Raw genomic sequence first — 17,805 nt, forward strand, 5'->3', positions numbered from 1 at the left:
GGACAATGACACATCGGGTCTTGAAGAAATTATTGATAAAATTATAGCCGAAAACGCAGACAGTGTTGAAAGCTACAAAAACGGTAATCAAAAGATTTTCGGTTTCCTTATGGGACAAGTGGTACGCACAACGGGTAAAGGTGCAAACCCTAAACTTGCTAAGGACTTATTGACTGAAAAATTAAAATAAAGGTGGAATTAATATGCAGAAAATAGATGGTTCACAGCTTATAAGCGAAATCACTCTTGACGATTTGCAAAAAGCTGTCGGCGGTTCAACAAGCTTTTGTGCTTGCGTGCATAAGCTTAGAAAAATGAGCGGTTTCTCATTTGTAATACTTCGTACGGGAAGATATATTCTTCAATCCGTTTATTCAAAGGACAAATGTACAGGCGATTTTGACTCACTTTGTGAGGGTGCTTATATCAAAATCACAGGTGACGTAAAAGAAGAAAAACGTGCTAATCACGGCTATGAAATAACTCTTTCTTCGTTTGAAATACTTTCAAAACCTGCAGAGGAATACCCTCTTCACGTTTCAAGCAAAAAGCTTGGCTGTTCAATCGAAACTTCAATGGTACACAGAAGTGTCGCACTTCGTCACCCTGAACAGAGAGCGGTATTTAAAATTTCAGAGGGCGTTGTGTCGGCATTTCGTGAATTTATGTTAAACAATAACTTTACCGAAATACATTCACCAAAAATCGTTGCGGCAGGTGCTGAAGGCGGTGCTAATATATTCAAATTGAAATACTTTGATAAAGACGCATATCTTGCACAAAGTCCGCAGTTCTACAAACAGACTTGCGTAGCATTCTTTGACAGAGTGTTTGAAATTGCTCCTGTTTACAGAGCCGAAAAACACAACTCTACACGTCATTTGAACGAATATATCGGACTTGATTTTGAAATGGGATTTATCAACGATATGCATGATGTTATGGCTATGGAAACGGCTATGCTTAAATATGTTGTTGAGTATTTGCCGAAACATTACAGTGACGAGTTGGAGCTTTTAGGTGCAACATTGCCTGTTATCAATGAAATCCCTTCGGTAACATTCTTTGAGGCACTTGATATTCTCGGCAAGTCACATAATCAATTTGACCTTGATCCTACAGATGAAGTTAAATTGTGCGAATACGCAAAAGAGAATTATGACAGTGAATTTATATTCGTTGAAAAGTTCCCGGGATTAAAACGTCCGTTCTATGCAATGGATTCGGCAGACGACCCTAAACTTGCCGAAAGTTTTGACTTGCTTTTCAGAGGTCTTGAAATCACAACAGGCGGTCAGAGAATTCACGATTATAACGAACTTCTTGAAAAAATGAAACGTTATCATATGGAGGAGGGCGACCTCGGTGCATATACCGATATATTTAAGTACGGTATGCCACCGCACGGCGGACTTGGTATCGGTCTTGAACGTGTCGTTATGAAAATGCTTGGTCTTGCAAATATCCGTGAGGCAAGTTTGTTCCCAAGAGATATTCACCACCTTGATCCGTGATGATATGATTATTTAATGTACTTTCGTAGGGGCGACCAATGGTCGCCCTTTTATTTTGCTCATTTGCCACCCCTCTGTCGTTTTCTACGCCCCCTCCCCTCTAAGGGCATACAGCAGTGGCAATATTACACATTAATTTTTAAAACTCCAAAATTTTTGTTTTTTTTTATCAATTATGGATAAATCAAAAAAACAATGCAAATAATATTTAACACAAATATAAATTTATTTTGGAGGAAAAGCGATGAAAGCAACAGGAATTGTAAGAAGAATAGATGATCTCGGAAGAGTTGTTATTCCAAAGGAAATACGACGCACTATGCGAATCAGAGAGGGCGATCCTCTTGAAATTTATACAGAAAAAGACGGTGAGGTTATTTTCAAAAAATACTCCCCAATCGGCGAGCTTGGTGACTTTGCCGCTAATTATGTTGAAACACTTGCCAAAGCAAGCGGACACGGTGCTTGTATAACCGACCGTGACAATGTCATTGCAGTATCGGGATTACCGAAGAAAGAGCTTATCGAAAAGCCTGTAAGCAGTGAGCTTGAAAATGTAATGAACGAAAAAATCATTGTAAGCTACAAAGACGGCAAACCCGTTTCAGTCGCTGACGGTGTTGAAAAATACAACGCGGGCGTTGTTGTTCCGATAGTATCGGAGGGTGACACGATCGGCTCTGTTTTGTTCATTTTAAAAGAGGGTGAAACTGCGTCTGAAGTCGAAGAAAAATTAGCAGAATCCGCCGCCGGTTTTTTAGGCAAGCATATGGAAGGCTGAAAAGGTTGTCTGCAATGTAAAAGGTGACTGCAAAAATGCAGTCACCTTTTATTTATCTTCTTCGTTTATCAAATTTACGTCGTTTTTTAAACTTTTCACGTTCTTCATAACGTCTGTGTTGTTCTGTCCTTCTATGCTGTTTTGCCTTATATATTTCATTCTTCTTTTTCTTTTTCGGTGCAAGATACTTAAATATACCTTTACCCTCAAATTTCTTTGTTTTACCGAGATACAATACAACCGCTATTGCCGCCAAGCAAAGTACCGCTACTATGCTTACAATCGCAACTGCCGCTCCTCCGCTCTTTCTGTCGTGATGTCCCTTTTCCTGCGGAAGTGCTTCATTCGGTTCAAATGACGGCATTGGTCCAGGCATCTCAACCGGTCCTACAAGTGCCGGCTTTTTTGTCGGTCTTGGTGTCAGGGACGGCTTTGGTGATGATGATTCCATAGGCGAAGCCGTTTTTGTCGGTTTCATTGTTCCCGTCACCTTAGTCGTTGTCTTTGGTTTTGTTGTCGTTTTAGGCTTTGTTGTTTTCGGTTTCGTTGTTGTCTTTGTTGTCGTATTTGATTTTGATGTACTTGATGATGTCTTATTTGACGTATTGTTTGAAGATTGTGCTTTCGTCGGTGCAGGTGTTTCAAACACAACCGAATCATTTACGTCAAAATTAAAGAATGTCGCTTTATTCTGCAACTTTCTCAAATGGCTTGTAAGTGCGCACACTGCCAAAGATGTTGCCTCACTGTTACTCTTTCCCTTACCGGTCGAAAATCCACCGTCTTTTTGCTGATACTGCATTAAGCCGTCTACCGCACTGCCGTTTTTAGCAACAAATCTGCCGTCACTGTCAGCATTAACGCCCAACGTATCAAGTGCGATAACAGTCATTGCCGTTGATTCAAGGTCACCCCAATCACCGTCTTTGTCCTGTTCTGCCGACAAATAATTAAGTGCGTCCTCAACCGCGTCTTTAGGGCTTAAATCAATCACATAACCCGTCTGATTTTGCGTTATCGTATACGCACCGCTTGTTTCGTAATAAGGTGCAAGCGCCGTAATTGCAACTGCGGTACTGTACACGCTGTCATCAAAACTGCCGTTCGTATTTTGATGTGACAATATCCCTGCAAGTATATCGTTTCTGTTTGACAATGCCCATTCAGGAGTTTCAAAACTCTTTGAATCAAGAGCAATAAGTCCCCACGAATATCCGTCTGCACCCTCTTTTCCGAGTGGTGAAACATTATCTCTGTAATAAATACCGTCCGCAACCAAGTCACGTCCGCCGACATTTCTCGGATCACCGCCTGACGCTATCGTTGCAAGCACTGTTCTTTGCATAGACGAGGCATTATGTTCTTCGCCGTAACCTGCCGCAACTCCGTCAAGCCCCGCCAAATATCTGCTGTAATCATAGTTTTTACCCATTCGGTTCAAAGCCATAATATAAAAATCAGAACTGTATGATCCGATTCCGTAAAACGGACTGTCCTTATCTGCTTTCCATTCTATTGCTTTTTCTATAGCACTTTTTATGTCGCTTTCACTTGTTTCCGCATTGACGCACACTGTCGGAAACAACATTGAAGTGCATAAAACAGCCGCCATGATTTTTTTCTTCATATTAAAAATCCCTTCTGACTTTAAATACTCTATATCAGTTTATCATTATACCATAGATTGTTAACAGTTTTCAACCATTATTCTTTACAAAATTCATTATATTTTCGTTACAAATTTTATCGTCATATTAAACTAAATTCACTGTTATTTAATTATCAATTTTAACCGATTTATGATATGATAAAATTTAAGGGAGAATTGGAGGTATTTTTATGAAAAAACTTTTATGCACGGTACTTTCGACAGTGCTTGCTATGTCATCGACAGCGGCTTTAAATACGTCCGCTTATGCTGACAGTGCAAACACGCAACAGGTAAGCTACAACTATTGGTATAATTCTTCTACGGGATATACCGATGAAAATGTACACACACGTCAAATGGAAAAGCTTGACCGCGGTCTTATCGCAATAAAAACAGACGGCGGTGTATATTTAAGTTGGCGATTATTTGACAGTGAGGACAACATTTTCGGCAGTGCCGATAAAAATGTGTCATTTAATGTATATCGTGACGGCAAAAAAATAAGCGAAGTCGCAACCAAAACAAATTATGTTGATTCAACCGTTGGCACAAATTACAGTGTCGCACCCGTTATAAACGGCGTTGAGGGCGAGAAATGTGATGCCGTAACAGTATACAACAACAGTTATTTTGATATACCGCTTTCAAAACCTGATGATGAAACAATTTATGACCCATCAGGCAATGAGCTTGCTACATATTCATTCTTCCCTGCCGACTGTTCAACGGGTGACGTTGACGGCGACGGAGAGTACGAAATAATCGTGAAATGGACATCTTCCGAACATGACGTCGGTTCGCCTGGTGACCCTGCATATTCCGGCACGATACATCTTGCCGCATACAAATTAGACGGTACAAAACTTTGGAAGAACGATATTGCACTCGGTAAAAACGTATATTCAAGTGCACACACACTTCAGTTCCTTGTATATGACTTTGACGGCGACGGCAAATCTGAAGTAATGTGTCAAACTTCACTCGGTTCAAAGGACGGACAAGGCGAATATGTTTCAAATGCCGCACAAACCGATGAAGAAATTAAAGCAATAACAGATGAAGAAAATTCAACTGCCGATTACAGAGGTTACGGCAGAATTACCGAAGGTAAAGAATTTTTGACAGTATTCAACGGTGAAACAGGTGTCGCAATGGACACTATTAATCTTCCGACAACTCGCGGAAGTGAAAACGGTGTAGATTACGGCGACGATTTCGGTAACCGTTCAAATCGTTTTGTATCCGACATTGCCTATCTTGACGGTGAAAAGCCGTATGCGATATATTTAAGGGGCTACTATTTCGGCAGAAACGGCAAACAGCGTACAAGTATTGCCGGTATAAGCTGGGACGGTACAGCTTTATCCCCTACTTATCGTTTTGATACGCAAAAAGGTCAAGAGGGATATTACGACGGTGCTTATCAATATGTCGGAAACGGCAACCACAACTGTACCGTTGCCGACGTGGATAATGACGGCAAAGACGAATTTATCACAGGCGCATTGTGTATGGAAGTCAATGACGACAACGAATTCCGTCCTAAATGGTGTACATATTTACAGCACGGTGACGCACTTCATATAGGAAACTACGACCCTACACATACCGGTTTTGAATTTTTCACAGTCCACGAGGACAGCGGAACAAACAGCCTTAGCGGTAATGACATAACTCTGGATTTCGGTATGTCTGTTATTGACGCCGAAACAGGCAATATTATGTTCCACGAAGGTGCGTCCGCCGACACAGGTCGCGGTGTTATGGCGAATGTCGGCGCCGGCGGATACTATCAAATTTGGAGTGCAAAAAACTATGCAAGACAGTCAAACGGCGGCACTGATTTCACAACTGCCACTTCGCTTACAGGCAGAAATACACCTTCAATGAATTTCCGTATTTTCTGGGACGGCGATTTATACGACAACTTGCTTGACGGTGCAAATATCACCGATTGGAACGGTCGTAATATGAGCAATATATTCAGTGCCGGAAATTATGATTGTGTTTCAATCAACGGTACAAAGGCAAATCCGTCACTTCAAGCCGACCTTTTCGGTGACTGGAGAGAAGAAGTTGTCTACCCTACCAGTGACGGAACGGCTCTTAGAGTATTCTCAACAACCGATACGACAGATTATAAAATCAAAACACTTATGCAAGACCCTGTATACCGCAGCGGTGTTGCGGCGGAGCAAACGGCGTACAACCAGCCTCCGCATGTCGGTTTCTATATGGGTAAAGAAGTGTTTGACACAAGAACACTTACAAGCATAGCCGTAACAACACAACCTACAAAAACTTCATACGTTCCGGGCGAATCGTTTGACAGAACAGGTATGGTTGTAAAGGCTAATTATTCGGACGGTACTTCGGAGGAAATAAACACTTATACGGTTTCCGAAATCGACAAAGATATAATCGGCGAACAGACACTTACTGTTTCGTACTTAGGTAAAACGACCGATTTGAAAATAACGGTAAAATCTGTTTCAAGAATTACTGCACAGACTTCAAAATCAACATACTATCTCGGTGAAAATATCGACAAAAACACAATTACAGTTACAGCATATTACTCTGACGGTACTTCATCGGTGCTAAACTCAAACGAATTTGAAGTGACAGGTTTCGGAAACACGCTTGGTAAACAAACTCTTACAGTAACGTATTTAGACAAAACCGCATATTTAACAATTCAGTTATTGGACGCAAACATTGCCGCGCTTAATAAACTGTATGAAACATCAAGCACAACATCAGAATTAACAACGGCACAAATAGGCAGTTATGCGGGTGACTTCACGCTCGAACATACAGTGAAAATCAACTCAATCCCTGCAAACGGTAACACAGACAAAAACAATGCGGCAGGATTTTTCGTAAGATTTATGGCTGACAAGCAAACAGGCGGCGGCTGGTATCTTACAAAAAAATCTGATACTGAATTGAATGTTGCATGGAAAAACACAAGAGCGTCTTCCGTAGGCACAATCAAGCTTGGCGAAACATATACTTTCCGCTACAACTTTACAAATGTCGGCAACGGAAACGGTGCGACTGTTACGTTGACTGTTATTGATTCAACAGGTAATACGGTTGCCTCGGCGAGTGACCTTAACCTTAGAAACTTCTCCGACACAGCAACCGGTAGGACTTCACCTATCACATACGTTCAGATTTATAATCAAGCAAACGCAAACTCAACATCAAGTGTTGAATTTGCAAATGCAAGATATTACACTACAAGCGAAATAACCGTAAACGGTCAGAATGTCGCTTTAAACATCGGTTGCCTGACAGATATGAAAGGATATGCCGCAAAATATTCAAACGGTATTTTGACAGACTTAGTCGATATTACGCCTACAACAACAGGACAATCTACTGGTTTACTTCAATTTGAACCTGATAAAGTGTTTATTTGGAACGATATGACTCCTGTTGATTTTTGGCAAAAAACAGAATAATTAAATCAAAAGGTGTTGCAATATGCAACACCTTTTTGATTTATAAATACATATTAATTATCAATAACTTCCTTAGCCATATCAATAAGTCCCTGCTTATCAAGCGGTGAATCTATTGCCGTAATATTGTAATAAATTCCGTCCTGTTCCCACTCAACGCCTTGCACTTGTGAAATTTCAACCTTCTCCGCGCCGTAGCTGAATACATATTTACCGCTTTCCTCGTCTTTCATATCCTGTTCAGTCTGCTGATAATCAGCCGGAACAACCTTATTTACATACGATATATATGCTATTGCTATGCCGTTATAATCGCTTACTTCGCTGTTGCCTTGGTCTTTATGGCTGTCTGCGTAAGTGTCGGCGCTTAACATAACTTTGCTACCATCTTTTTCATAATCAGCCATAAATGATTTATACTTTTCTTCTGTTCCGTTTTCTTCGTCAACATACTTATTTTTTCCGTTATGTCCGCCTTTAAATGTATAGCCGTTTGAAAATTGTTCGACAATCTTCGGTGAAAAGCCCACATTTTTATTAAGCGTTTCCGTAGCGGGAATGTTTGTATAATCCGGCTTTGACGATGTACTTCCCACAACATAACTAACCGCACCTCTTGACGCAAATGCTGCCGTGCCGATAGCCAATACTGCCGCCGCAATAATGATACTCTTTTTAAAAGATACTTTTTTCATTTTTACATTCTCCTTTTCAAAACTATCCAACGTCATACAAAGTTTATTATGAAAATTTTCACTTGGTTTCGGAAAGGCATTTTTCCAATCATATTTATTCATCTTCAAGTTCCTCCTTTAAATTTTTACGACCGATATGCAGACGGCTTTTAACCGTTCCGACAGGAATTTTTAATATATTCCCTACTTCTTCGACAGAATAACCTTCTATATAGTGTAGCATTATTACTATTCTGATTTTGGGTTTCAGCTTTTTAACCGCATTATAAAGCTCGGTGTAGTTTGAATTGTCCTTATATTCAAAACTGTTGTTACAGTCCTCTATCGAAACAACCCTTTTATATTCACGCAACTTTTTATAACATTCGTTTATTAAAATTCTTATAAGCCACGTTTTGAAATACTTTTCTTCTTTAAGAGTGTGAATTTTCGTATATGCCTTTAAAACAGCCTCCGAAACAACATCTTCACAGTCACTTTCACTTTTAAGCATACCCTTTGCAATATGGTACATTGTATTTTCAGATTTCAGAACTTCTTGTGTAAATTTTTCTCTGTCCATTGGATTTTACCTTTCTGTATAAACATCAGCGCTTTTTGTTTGTACATTAGTTAGATAGTCATGGGCGGCATTTGGTTCATTTTTATATAAAAAAAAACCGACGAAAAATTTTCGTCGGTTTAAAAACCTATTTAAGCTGTCATCACGGTTGTTTACCGATGTAAGCAAGGATACCGCCGTCAACATATAGAATGTGACCGTTTACAGCATTTGATGCATCTGAAGCAAGGAATACAGCAGGACCTGTAAGTTCTTCAGCTTGTAGCCATCTGCCTGCAGGAGTTCTGCCGCAGATAAACTGGTCGAACGGATGTCTTGATCCGTCAGCTTGCTTTTCTCTTAGCGGAGCTGTTTGAGGTGTAGCTATGTAACCAGGACCGATACCGTTACATTGAATGTTGTTAGCACCGTATTCTGAACAGATGTTTCTTGTAAGCATCTTTAGACCACCCTTAGCAGCAGCATAAGCTGATACAGTTTCACGGCCAAGCTCTGACATCATTGAACAGATGTTTATAATCTTACCGTGACCCTTCTTAATCATTGAAGGAATAACTGCCTTTGATACGATAAACGGAGCGTTAAGGTCAACGTCAACAACCTGTCTGAACTCGTCAGCAGTCATATCGCACATAGGAATTCTCTTAATGATACCTGCATTGTTTACAAGAATATCGATAACGCCTACTTCAGCCTCGATTTTCTTAACCATTTCCTGTACCATTTCTTCGTTAGTTACGTCGCAAACATAACCCTTAGCGTCGATACCGTCAGCTGTATATGCAGCCATACCCTTATCAACAAATTCCTGCTTAATATCGCAGAAAACAATCTTAGCACCTGACTTTGCATATGCTGACGCAATAGCGTAGCCGATACCGTATGATGCACCTGTTACAAGTGCAACTTTACCTTCAAGACTAAAGTTTAAATACTCACTCATCTTAAATTTTTCCTCCTTGTATTTTTATATTTAATATAAATATTAACTAATTTAATAATTCTTAAAAAAGAATTACATTAACGGTTCGGGACGATAGATAAGGTGTGAGAAATTGCCTTCAATATCTCTGTACCAATATGTCTTTAATCCCTTTGCATTTTCAGATACATCGTGTACTTCTTCAACTCTTTCATCAGCCTTTAGCTTTGCAACGATTTCGTCAAAAGCCGCCGGAGTTACAGAAAAAGCAAGGTGTCTGATACCTGCCTGTTTTTCAACGTCAGCGGTTTTATCGTCTGTTGCCGTAACAAACTCAATCATACTGCCGTCGGCAAACTGAAGAAAATATGTACCCTTACCGTTGTCATAAACAACTCTGCCGCCGTACATTTCCATATACCAATCTTTAAGTGCGGCTGTGTTCTTTGAAACAACAGCAACGTGTTCAATACCGTTTACCATTATAACCACTCCTATTTAACATTAATAACTATATCTATTATAGCATATTTTCTGTATTATTTCAACTGATTTATATAATATTTTTACAAAATCTCTTTATCTCCGATTGTCATTGAATTTCTGTGCACATTCATAAAACCGCCTTTGAAATTATCGCAATATTTTTCCATTGCGTCAATAACACTCTGCGGTTTAAGATTATACACACTGCCTACAGAAATACACATTTTAAGCACAAGTATGCCGTTATCTTCGCTTATTTTTTCAATGCGATATATATACGGACGTATATCCGACTCTTTTACACCGCTCTTTGATTTTTTCATTACTTTGAGTTCGTTTTGTGCAAGAAGTTTTTCAATATCCGCACTGCCCTCATATTCAAGTTCAACCGTATACACCGCTCTGTCAAGTTTTGTAAGGTCAATTTCCTTGCCCTCAACTTTTTTTGCGGCAAGAATTTTATATCCCGGCGGAAAAGCATTATTGATTGTATCGACAAGTTCTTGTTCGCTGTAATCGCCGTCAAAGCCTACTTTCATATACTCGCAGTCAGAAGTCACACCTACCGACAACGGCTGTGCAACCATCATAATCGGGTGAGGATTAAATCCGTTTGAAAACATAAAATTCATACCTGTACGACGTACTGTTCTGTGGAACAGACGCACAAAGTCAAGGTGAGAAATATATTTTACTCTTTCATCTCGCGAATATTTCAATATATAATTACTCATAACAGACCCCCGTACCGAATGATTTAACACCGCAGCCTGCACATTTTTGACGGCAGTTCGGTGTTGTTACCGATTGTTTTGCTTTTTCATTTTCACGCATCAAGAAATTCTTTGTAACGCCTATGTCGATATGGTCCCAAGGAAGAACTTCTTCATAACTGCGTTCACGCGCCGTATAGAAATTAGGGTCAATTCCAAGTTCGTCAAAAGTCTGCATCCATACGTCAAACTTAAAATGCTCTCCCCAACCGTCAAACTTACAGCCATTTTCAACAGCCTTAATTATAACTTCGCTAAGACGTCTGTCGCCTCTTGCAAAAACACCTTCAAGGTAACTTGTCTTATTATCGTGCCAATTATAACGTATTCTTTTTGACTTGATAGCCGATTTTAATGTATTCTGCTTTTCGATAAGCATATCACGTGTATCCTGTTTTGCCCACTGGAATGCAGTAAAAGGCTTTGGCACAAAACTCGACGTACTTACGGTTATATTTATCTGCTTTGCTCTTTCCTCTTTCGGGATTGCAAAGTAAACCTCAAGCACCTTTTGCGCAAGGTCGGCTATACCGCAAACATCGTCCATAGTTTCGGTAGGAAGTCCAATCATAAAGTACAATTTTACGTTTGTCCAACCGCCTCTGAAAAGCATATTTGTTGAATTTATAATATCTTCTTCATTTATATTTTTATTGATAACATCACGAAGTCTTTGAGTTCCTGCCTCCGGTGCAAAAGTAATGCCGGTTTTTCTGACTTTCTGCACTTTCTCCATAAGTTCAAGCGAGAAATTATCAATTCTAAGTGACGGAAGCGACAAACCGATTTTCTTTTCTTCGGTTATTTTAAGCAGTCCGTCCGTAAGGTCACGAAGTCCGCTGAAATCACTTGTTGAAAGCGATGACAGTGATATTTCGTCATATCCGCTGCACGCAAGCAAGTTTTCCGCAATACCCAAAAGTCTTTCCGGCTTTCTTTCTCTTAACGGTCTGTATATATAGCCTGCCTGGCAGAAACGGCAGCCTCTCAAGCAACCGCGCATAACTTCAAGCATAACTCTGTCGTGTACAACCTCACCGAACGGTACAATAATCGTTTCCGGTGCGTATGTAGCATTAAAATCTTTCATTATACGCTTTCTTACTTTCGGTTTAGCATGAGGATTGTTCGGTGTAACACTCTTTACCGTATTATCATCATTGTATTCCACATCATAGAATGACGGCACATAAATACCCTCAATTTCGGCTATTGCTTCAAGATAATCACGTTTATTTTTCTTACCGCTCTTTTTCCACTTAACGTACTCTTCAACAACCTCATGTATCGAATCTTCACCCTCACCGAGCATAAAGAAATCAAATATATCCGCTACAGGTTCTGCGTTATACGCACAAGGACCGCCGCCGCAAACAATAGGATAGCTCTCATCTCTGTCCTTTGCTCTTACCGGAATATCCGCAAGCATAAGCATATTCACTATATTTGAATAACTGAGTTCATACTGCAAAGTAAATCCGAGCATATCAAAATGAGTTATTTCGTCACCTGTTTCAAGTGCAAACAACTTCATTCCATGCTTTTTCATTTCTTCTTCCATATCCGTCCAAGGTGCAAAAACACGCTCACAATATGTGTCCTCACGGTCGTTTAAAGTATGGTAAAGAATTTTAAGCCCCAAGTGCGACATTGCGATTTCGTAAGTATCGGCAAAACAAAAACCAAATCTCACGTCAACATCGGCAGGATTTTTTATGACGGAGTTAAGCTCTCCGCCCGTATATCTTGTCGGTTTCATTACTGCCGACAGTATCTTATCTCTTGTTGTTATCATTTTATTCTCCCTGATTAATTATTTCGTCTGCACATTCATTTTCTTCAGCTTTTTTCTGTGCTTTTCTTTCGCGTCTTTCCGCAAAAAATCCGTTAACCTTGTCCACAACTTCGGGTACAAGGTCAATTAGTTTGTCAACAGGCGAAGAACCGCCCTCCATAGGAATCAAACGCACGTTACCGTTATTTATAACAAGAAACGCCATTGCGTCAACCGACGCACCGCCGCCCATACCGCCGCCGAAGTTTTTATCGTCAAGACTTTGAGTATCGTTTTTCTTTCTGTCAAATTCACAGCCGCCGCCGCCGAAACCAAACGACACCTTTGATATAGGCACAATCATCGTTCCGTCATTGACTATTATCGGCTCACCTACAACCGAATTTGCGTCAATCATACCTTTGAAATTATTTGTTAATCCCTCAAACATTTCACTAACTTTATTAGCCATTTTCTTTTATCCTCCTATTAATTTTCTGTATTTTCAAAACAACTTTTACCGTTTTAATTCCTATTGTCAAAACATATAAACAGTTTGTCCTAAGTTTGCAATATACGCCCATATCCAAGCACGCATTATTAAAATCAGCGTCAAGCGACACATCCCATTTTTCAAGTTTCATTCGTCTGTCAATCCAACCTACTATATTATATACTCCCGCATTTACCGCCCCCGTCGCAATTCCCGTATACATTGGGTTTCCGGTACCGAATTTTGACGATACATTCAATTCCTTTATCTTAATTGCGTGACAAATTATATAGTCAAGTAAATTTAATATATCTTTTTTTAACTGTTTATATACTTCTTTTATGAGCGTTATTATCCCTAAAATATCTGATTTTTCTTTCTTTTCTCTTTTGTCGGTCGTTTCTTCTTCGTTTTCAACTTCTTCTTCAACCTTGTCATTCGGAAAAATCTTAAATTTTAAAAACGCATACTTTATAATTACAGATCCGTTATTTTCCTTATTATTATACGAAAACTCAAGAATACAGTCTGCCGGTATAAGCAAAAGTAACATTATAACAGCCACGACGGCTAATATTATATATAAAGCTGTCATATGCTGTCCTCCTTTTGTTATTGTTCAGTGTTTTCTTTGTTTTCCGCAACAATATTTTCACCGTTCTCGTCGATTTCAAGCTGCAGTCCCTGAGATGTTTCAAGGTTAAGACTTCTCAAATCAAGCGGCGGTAAATCGGTAGGCTTTGTAAGTCCGAAACACCTTAAAAACGTGTCCGTCGTAACATATAAAATCGGTCTGCCCGGTGCGTCCAGTCTGCCCTTTTCTTCAATCAGTCCGCGTTCATAAAGTCTGTTTACGCAGCCGTCCGAATTTACTCCTCTTATATGTTCAATCTGACCTTTCGTTATAGGCTGTTTGTAGGCAATTATCGCAAGTGCCTCCATTGCCGCATTTGAAAGCGGCTGCCTTCTCTGTTCTCCTAATATTTCCTGTATATAGGTATAATATTCAGGTCTTGAACAAATTTGATAACCCTCAAGAATATCAATTATATTAAATCCTCTGTGATTTTCGCTGTATTCTTTTTTCAGTTCATCGACCGCCTTATTGACTTCGTCAACGCTCGTATCAAGCACAACAGCCAATTTTGCCGCCTTAACAGGCTCACCTGCCGCAAAAAGTATTCCCTCTATTGCATATTTAATATTATCCATTCTTTTTCTCCGTTGTAAGAATAAAGTCATCTGACTTTTCGTCATAGTCCGCATACAGCTTGTTCAGCTTTATCATTTCAAGTACTGCCAAAAACGTCGCAATCATTTCAGGACGTGAATCGTCCGCTTTAAAAAGTGATTCAAACTGTACACGTTTATTATGCTTTAACACTTTACATATCTTTTCAACCATATCGTCAACCGAAACTTTTTCTCTGCCGACAATTTTTGAAAACGCACGTTTTTCGGGTTTTGCCTTGCGAAGTCTGCGTTGAAATATGTTGTTAAACGCATCAATCAGTTCTTTTGTATCGTGCGTTATATCGTATTCGGGCATAGGAAATTTAATTTTTTCAGGCTCACGAAACACCATTTCTTTTGTTGTAAACTCACTTTTCCTAAGCTCCTTTGACGCCTCTTTAAACTGCTGATATTCAGCCAACCTACGCGCAAGTTCTTCTCTCGGATCTTCCTCGTCCTCTTCTTCCTCATTTTTAGGAAGTAACATTTTCGATTTTATATACAAAAGATTGGACGCCATAACAAGAAATTCGCTTGTATTATCAAGATTAGCCTCTTCAATTCCGTCAATCGCCTCAAGATACTGCGCCGTTATCTCAACAATCGGTATGTCGTATATACTGACCTTGTTTTTCTGTATAAGCGTCAAAAGCAAATCAAGCGGACCTTCAAACGTATCAAGCTTATATAATATCTTATCCATTTTTCACCCTATAATATCAAGTTAATCGCACTGTTTAACAGGTTGATAATTCCGTTAAAGAAGAAATTCACACCTGTTCCGATTATGCCGTTCAGAACGCCGGTAAGCGAAAGCACCATAATTAAAAGCATAGAATATCTTTCGTATCTCAGCATAGTGTAATATGCTTTGTTCGGAAGAAACATTCCAAGTACTTTTGCACCGTCAAGCGGTGGTATCGGAATTATGTTAAACACCATAAAGCATAGATTTCTTATCGCAAAAAGCTGTGCAAAAGTTGCAACACCGTTTAGAACGCTTGTACCGAAACCGAGCTTTATACATAAAACGTGAAGTATCGCATATATAAGCAATGCCGCAAAAGCCATAATCAAATTGGCAAGCGGTCCTGCCGCCGCGGTAAGTGCCATACCCTTTTTTGTATCTTTATAATATGACGGATTTACCCCGACAGGTTTTGCCCAACCGAAGCCTGTCAAAATCATCAACAACGTACCGACAGGGTCAAGGTGTGCAAGCGGATTTAAAGTCAATCTTCCCTCACGTTCGGGTGTCGGGTCACCAAGTTTTGTCGATACCCAACCGTGTGCAAATTCGTGTCCCGTCAACGCTATAAGCGTTATAGGCACATTGATTATTATGTTTATTAAATTAAAACCAACCATATATTTTTTCTCCTTAAATACAGATAATTATATTATATAATTATTTTCAGAAAAAGTAAAGTAAAATCGCACAAAAAATAACCTCTGAACAAGTATGATTTGTCAGAGGTTATTTTATTTATTCTTCTCGTCTTTTTAAATTTTTAGTTTTGTAATACAAACGCTTGTTTTCGTACATCATTGCGTCGGCACGTTCCATTGTCATAGAGAAGTTTCTGTCTTTTTCCGCGTTGAACTTGGCATAACCGATTGACATAGAAGTCTTAATTCCTCCGCGATTAATACTGTCTGCCATTCTTGCGATTCTGTCCGCAAAATTCTTAACCATATCAATATCGCAGTCTTTTAATACAACAGAAAATTCATCGCCGCCGACTCTGTAACCGATAAAATCAGTACCTTCCATCGCTTTTCGTATCGCGTCGGCACCGTTTTGGATATAAATATCACCCATTTGATGTCCGCGGCTGTCGTTTATATTCTTTAATCCGTTTAAGTCTACCGTAACAATAGCATACCGCGATTGGTTTCCGCTTTCTATGTTGTGCATATCAACCGTAAATGAGTTCTTGTTTTTCAAACCTGTAAGCGTATCCGTATTCGACATATCCTGATACAGAGGATTAGAAATTCTCTTGAATATCGCCATTGAAAAACGTACTGAAATCAAGCAACACAAAAGTATAAGTATTATTACTATAACGCGAAGTATAATCTTGAAAATATATACCCTGTTCGCGTCAATTCCTATACAAGCAACGCCCTTCACCGTTCCGCCGTCCATTATCGGATAAAAATTCAAATATCTAAAGCCGTCCAACGATGCATAAAAAGCGCCCACATCGGCATAATGTGTTGTATACATGTCGTTTATTTCTTTTTCAATCTTTCCTGTTATCTTTTCGTCATTTATAACAGTGTTTATCTTGTCATTTTTCGTATCAAGTATATATTGGAAATCGCCGTTTTTATCTTTTCTCACAACAAATATTTCTGAAATCGCCATATTGTCCTTTACCGCGGATAAATAGCTCAGTGCCGCACCGTATACGCCGTCAGGCACATCTTCAGTAAAAAGTCTGCTGTCAAAATGAGATTCTATGGTTGTAAAAGTAAGATTTGCACGTTCATTGTATGCGTCGGCAAGCATCGAAATCATAACGCCCGATGTAACGAGATATATAACCAGGCAAGAAAATATGATAAGTCCGCAAGTCAGCATTGAAACTTGCACGTTAACTTTTTCTATTTTGTTCATAATAAACTTTTTTAATTTTCCCATAATTATCGTGCCATCTCCTTTTATACATATTTTACATTTTTATTATACCTAATTTTTTATAATTTATCAATATTTTCGTCGAAAAAAATCGGATTTTTGTTGATTGTTCACTATTTTAATAGTATAATGTTAATAAAATCGTAATACAGAATGGAGATTAATAATGCAAACAGCGATACTTATTCTTTTAATTATACTTATTATATGTGTACTTATAACTCTGATTTTTACATTAAAAAACAGTTCAAAGCCGTCTGATTCGGGACTTGAACAACGTATAAACGGTTCTGTCAAAATGTTTTCCGACATAATATCGGAAAATCAACAGGTAATCGGCAATATGCAGACAAACCGTTTTGCACAAATGGACAACGAAATCAAAAGTATGCGTCAAAGCATGGAAAAACACCTTGCCGATATGTACAAAGGTTTCGCCGATATATCCGCACTTTCATCAGGTGTAAGTGATTTAAAAAAAGTCCTTTCAAATGTTAAAACACGCGGTATACTCGGTGAAATACAACTCGGTGCAATCCTAGACGAAATACTTGCACCGGAGCAATTCGACACCAATGTTGCAACCATACCGAACAGTTCCGCAGTTGTTGAATTTGCGGTTAAACTTCCGCACGACGACGAAGGATTTATATATCTTCCGATTGATTCAAAATTCCCGCTTGACGCCTACAACGACTTACTGAGCGCATACGATATCGGTGACAGCGAAATTATAAACCGTTCTTCAAAAGCACTCGTTCAGCGAATAAAGCAATTCGCAAAAGATATTCACACAAAATACGT

17 protein-coding genes and 1 pseudogene are annotated in these 17,805 nt (G+C 39.2%); 5 read left to right on the top strand and 13 right to left on the bottom strand.

The genetic code is table 11. The annotated features are described in order from the left end of the window. The 3 genes and pseudogenes from ACLTU0_RS05825 to spoVT form a co-directional block, all read left to right on the top strand. Positions 1 to 190: pseudogene (locus tag ACLTU0_RS05825) on the top strand (Asp-tRNA(Asn)/Glu-tRNA(Gln) amidotransferase GatCAB subunit B); the annotation flags it as partial. A gap of 13 nt (positions 191 to 203) precedes the next feature. Beyond that, complete coding sequence (aspS, locus tag ACLTU0_RS05830; protein ID WP_412321641.1) at positions 204 to 1,514, top strand: aspartate--tRNA(Asn) ligase; 1,311 nt, start codon at positions 204 to 206, stop codon at positions 1,512 to 1,514. Between the two features lie 244 nt (positions 1,515 to 1,758). Continuing rightward, positions 1,759 to 2,295, top strand: coding sequence for a stage V sporulation protein T (spoVT, locus tag ACLTU0_RS05835; protein ID WP_022229915.1), 537 nt, complete (start codon positions 1,759 to 1,761; stop codon positions 2,293 to 2,295). Between the two features lie 52 nt (positions 2,296 to 2,347). On the opposite strand, the gene ACLTU0_RS05840 is transcribed toward spoVT, so the two are convergent. Beyond that, on the bottom strand, positions 2,348 to 3,922 hold the full coding sequence (locus ACLTU0_RS05840; protein ID WP_412321642.1) for a hypothetical protein: 1,575 nt from the start codon (positions 3,920 to 3,922) through the stop codon (positions 2,348 to 2,350). A gap of 212 nt (positions 3,923 to 4,134) precedes the next feature. Here ACLTU0_RS05840 and ACLTU0_RS05845 point away from each other — a divergent pair, with 212 nt between their 5' ends. After that, entirely contained in the window at positions 4,135 to 7,416 is a 3,282-nt protein-coding gene (locus ACLTU0_RS05845; protein WP_412321643.1) for a bacterial Ig-like domain-containing protein, read from the top strand. A gap of 53 nt (positions 7,417 to 7,469) precedes the next feature. On the opposite strand, the gene ACLTU0_RS05850 is transcribed toward ACLTU0_RS05845, so the two are convergent. The 12 genes from ACLTU0_RS05850 to ACLTU0_RS05905 all read right to left on the bottom strand — a co-directional run bounded on the left by ACLTU0_RS05850 (position 7,470) and on the right by ACLTU0_RS05905 (position 17,004). Next, positions 7,470 to 8,213, bottom strand: a complete 744-nt coding sequence (locus tag ACLTU0_RS05850) for a hypothetical protein (RefSeq protein WP_412321644.1) — start codon at positions 8,211 to 8,213, stop codon at positions 7,470 to 7,472. Further along, complete coding sequence (locus tag ACLTU0_RS05855; RefSeq protein ID WP_117965521.1) at positions 8,206 to 8,673, bottom strand: RNA polymerase sigma factor; 468 nt, start codon at positions 8,671 to 8,673, stop codon at positions 8,206 to 8,208. Before ACLTU0_RS05855 ends, ACLTU0_RS05850 begins: the two co-directional genes overlap by 8 nt. 142 nt (positions 8,674 to 8,815) lie before the next feature. Beyond that, on the bottom strand, positions 8,816 to 9,616 hold the full coding sequence (locus ACLTU0_RS05860) for a gluconate 5-dehydrogenase (RefSeq protein ID WP_022229910.1): 801 nt from the start codon (positions 9,614 to 9,616) through the stop codon (positions 8,816 to 8,818). Positions 9,617 to 9,688: 72 nt separating this feature from the next. Then, complete coding sequence (locus tag ACLTU0_RS05865; RefSeq protein WP_117965525.1) at positions 9,689 to 10,078, bottom strand: VOC family protein; 390 nt, start codon at positions 10,076 to 10,078, stop codon at positions 9,689 to 9,691. An 83-nt stretch (positions 10,079 to 10,161) separates the two neighbouring features. Beyond that, positions 10,162 to 10,815, bottom strand: coding sequence for a TIGR03936 family radical SAM-associated protein (locus ACLTU0_RS05870; protein ID WP_117965527.1), 654 nt, complete (start codon positions 10,813 to 10,815; stop codon positions 10,162 to 10,164). After that, positions 10,808 to 12,649 (bottom strand): TIGR03960 family B12-binding radical SAM protein, encoded by a 1,842-nt coding sequence (locus ACLTU0_RS05875; RefSeq protein ID WP_022229907.1) that lies wholly within the window; start codon positions 12,647 to 12,649, stop codon positions 10,808 to 10,810. The genes ACLTU0_RS05870 and ACLTU0_RS05875 overlap by 8 nt, the downstream gene beginning before the upstream one ends. Before the next feature lies 1 nt (position 12,650). After that, positions 12,651 to 13,100, bottom strand: coding sequence for a GerW family sporulation protein (ytfJ, locus tag ACLTU0_RS05880; protein ID WP_022229906.1), 450 nt, complete (start codon positions 13,098 to 13,100; stop codon positions 12,651 to 12,653). Then, positions 13,093 to 13,716 carry a DUF2953 domain-containing protein gene (locus tag ACLTU0_RS05885; RefSeq protein WP_412321645.1) on the bottom strand — a complete coding sequence of 208 codons (624 nt, stop codon included), beginning with the start codon at positions 13,714 to 13,716 and terminating at the stop codon, positions 13,093 to 13,095. Before ACLTU0_RS05885 ends, ytfJ begins: the two co-directional genes overlap by 8 nt. Before the next feature lie 17 nt (positions 13,717 to 13,733). Beyond that, complete coding sequence (gene scpB / locus ACLTU0_RS05890) at positions 13,734 to 14,333, bottom strand: SMC-Scp complex subunit ScpB (protein WP_412321646.1); 600 nt, start codon at positions 14,331 to 14,333, stop codon at positions 13,734 to 13,736. Beyond that, positions 14,326 to 15,057: a segregation and condensation protein A gene (locus ACLTU0_RS05895; RefSeq protein ID WP_022229903.1), complete on the bottom strand. Its 732-nt coding sequence runs from the start codon at positions 15,055 to 15,057 to the stop codon at positions 14,326 to 14,328. The genes scpB and ACLTU0_RS05895 overlap by 8 nt, the downstream gene beginning before the upstream one ends. A gap of 8 nt (positions 15,058 to 15,065) precedes the next feature. After that, a complete protein-coding gene (locus tag ACLTU0_RS05900) occupies positions 15,066 to 15,722 on the bottom strand; it encodes a site-2 protease family protein (protein WP_308455716.1) in 657 nt (218 codons plus the stop codon). Between the two features lie 118 nt (positions 15,723 to 15,840). Beyond that, positions 15,841 to 17,004 (bottom strand): GGDEF domain-containing protein, encoded by a 1,164-nt coding sequence (locus ACLTU0_RS05905; protein ID WP_412321647.1) that lies wholly within the window; start codon positions 17,002 to 17,004, stop codon positions 15,841 to 15,843. Between the two features lie 163 nt (positions 17,005 to 17,167). Between ACLTU0_RS05905 and rmuC the strand changes: the two genes are divergently transcribed. Then, the coding region (gene rmuC / locus ACLTU0_RS05910; RefSeq protein WP_412321648.1) for a DNA recombination protein RmuC at positions 17,168 to 17,805 on the top strand (638 nt) is incomplete at its 3' end.

The organism is Hominilimicola sp., assembly GCF_046972485.1.
Classification (GTDB): Bacteria; Bacillota; Clostridia; order UBA1381; family UBA1381; genus Hominilimicola; species Hominilimicola fabiformis.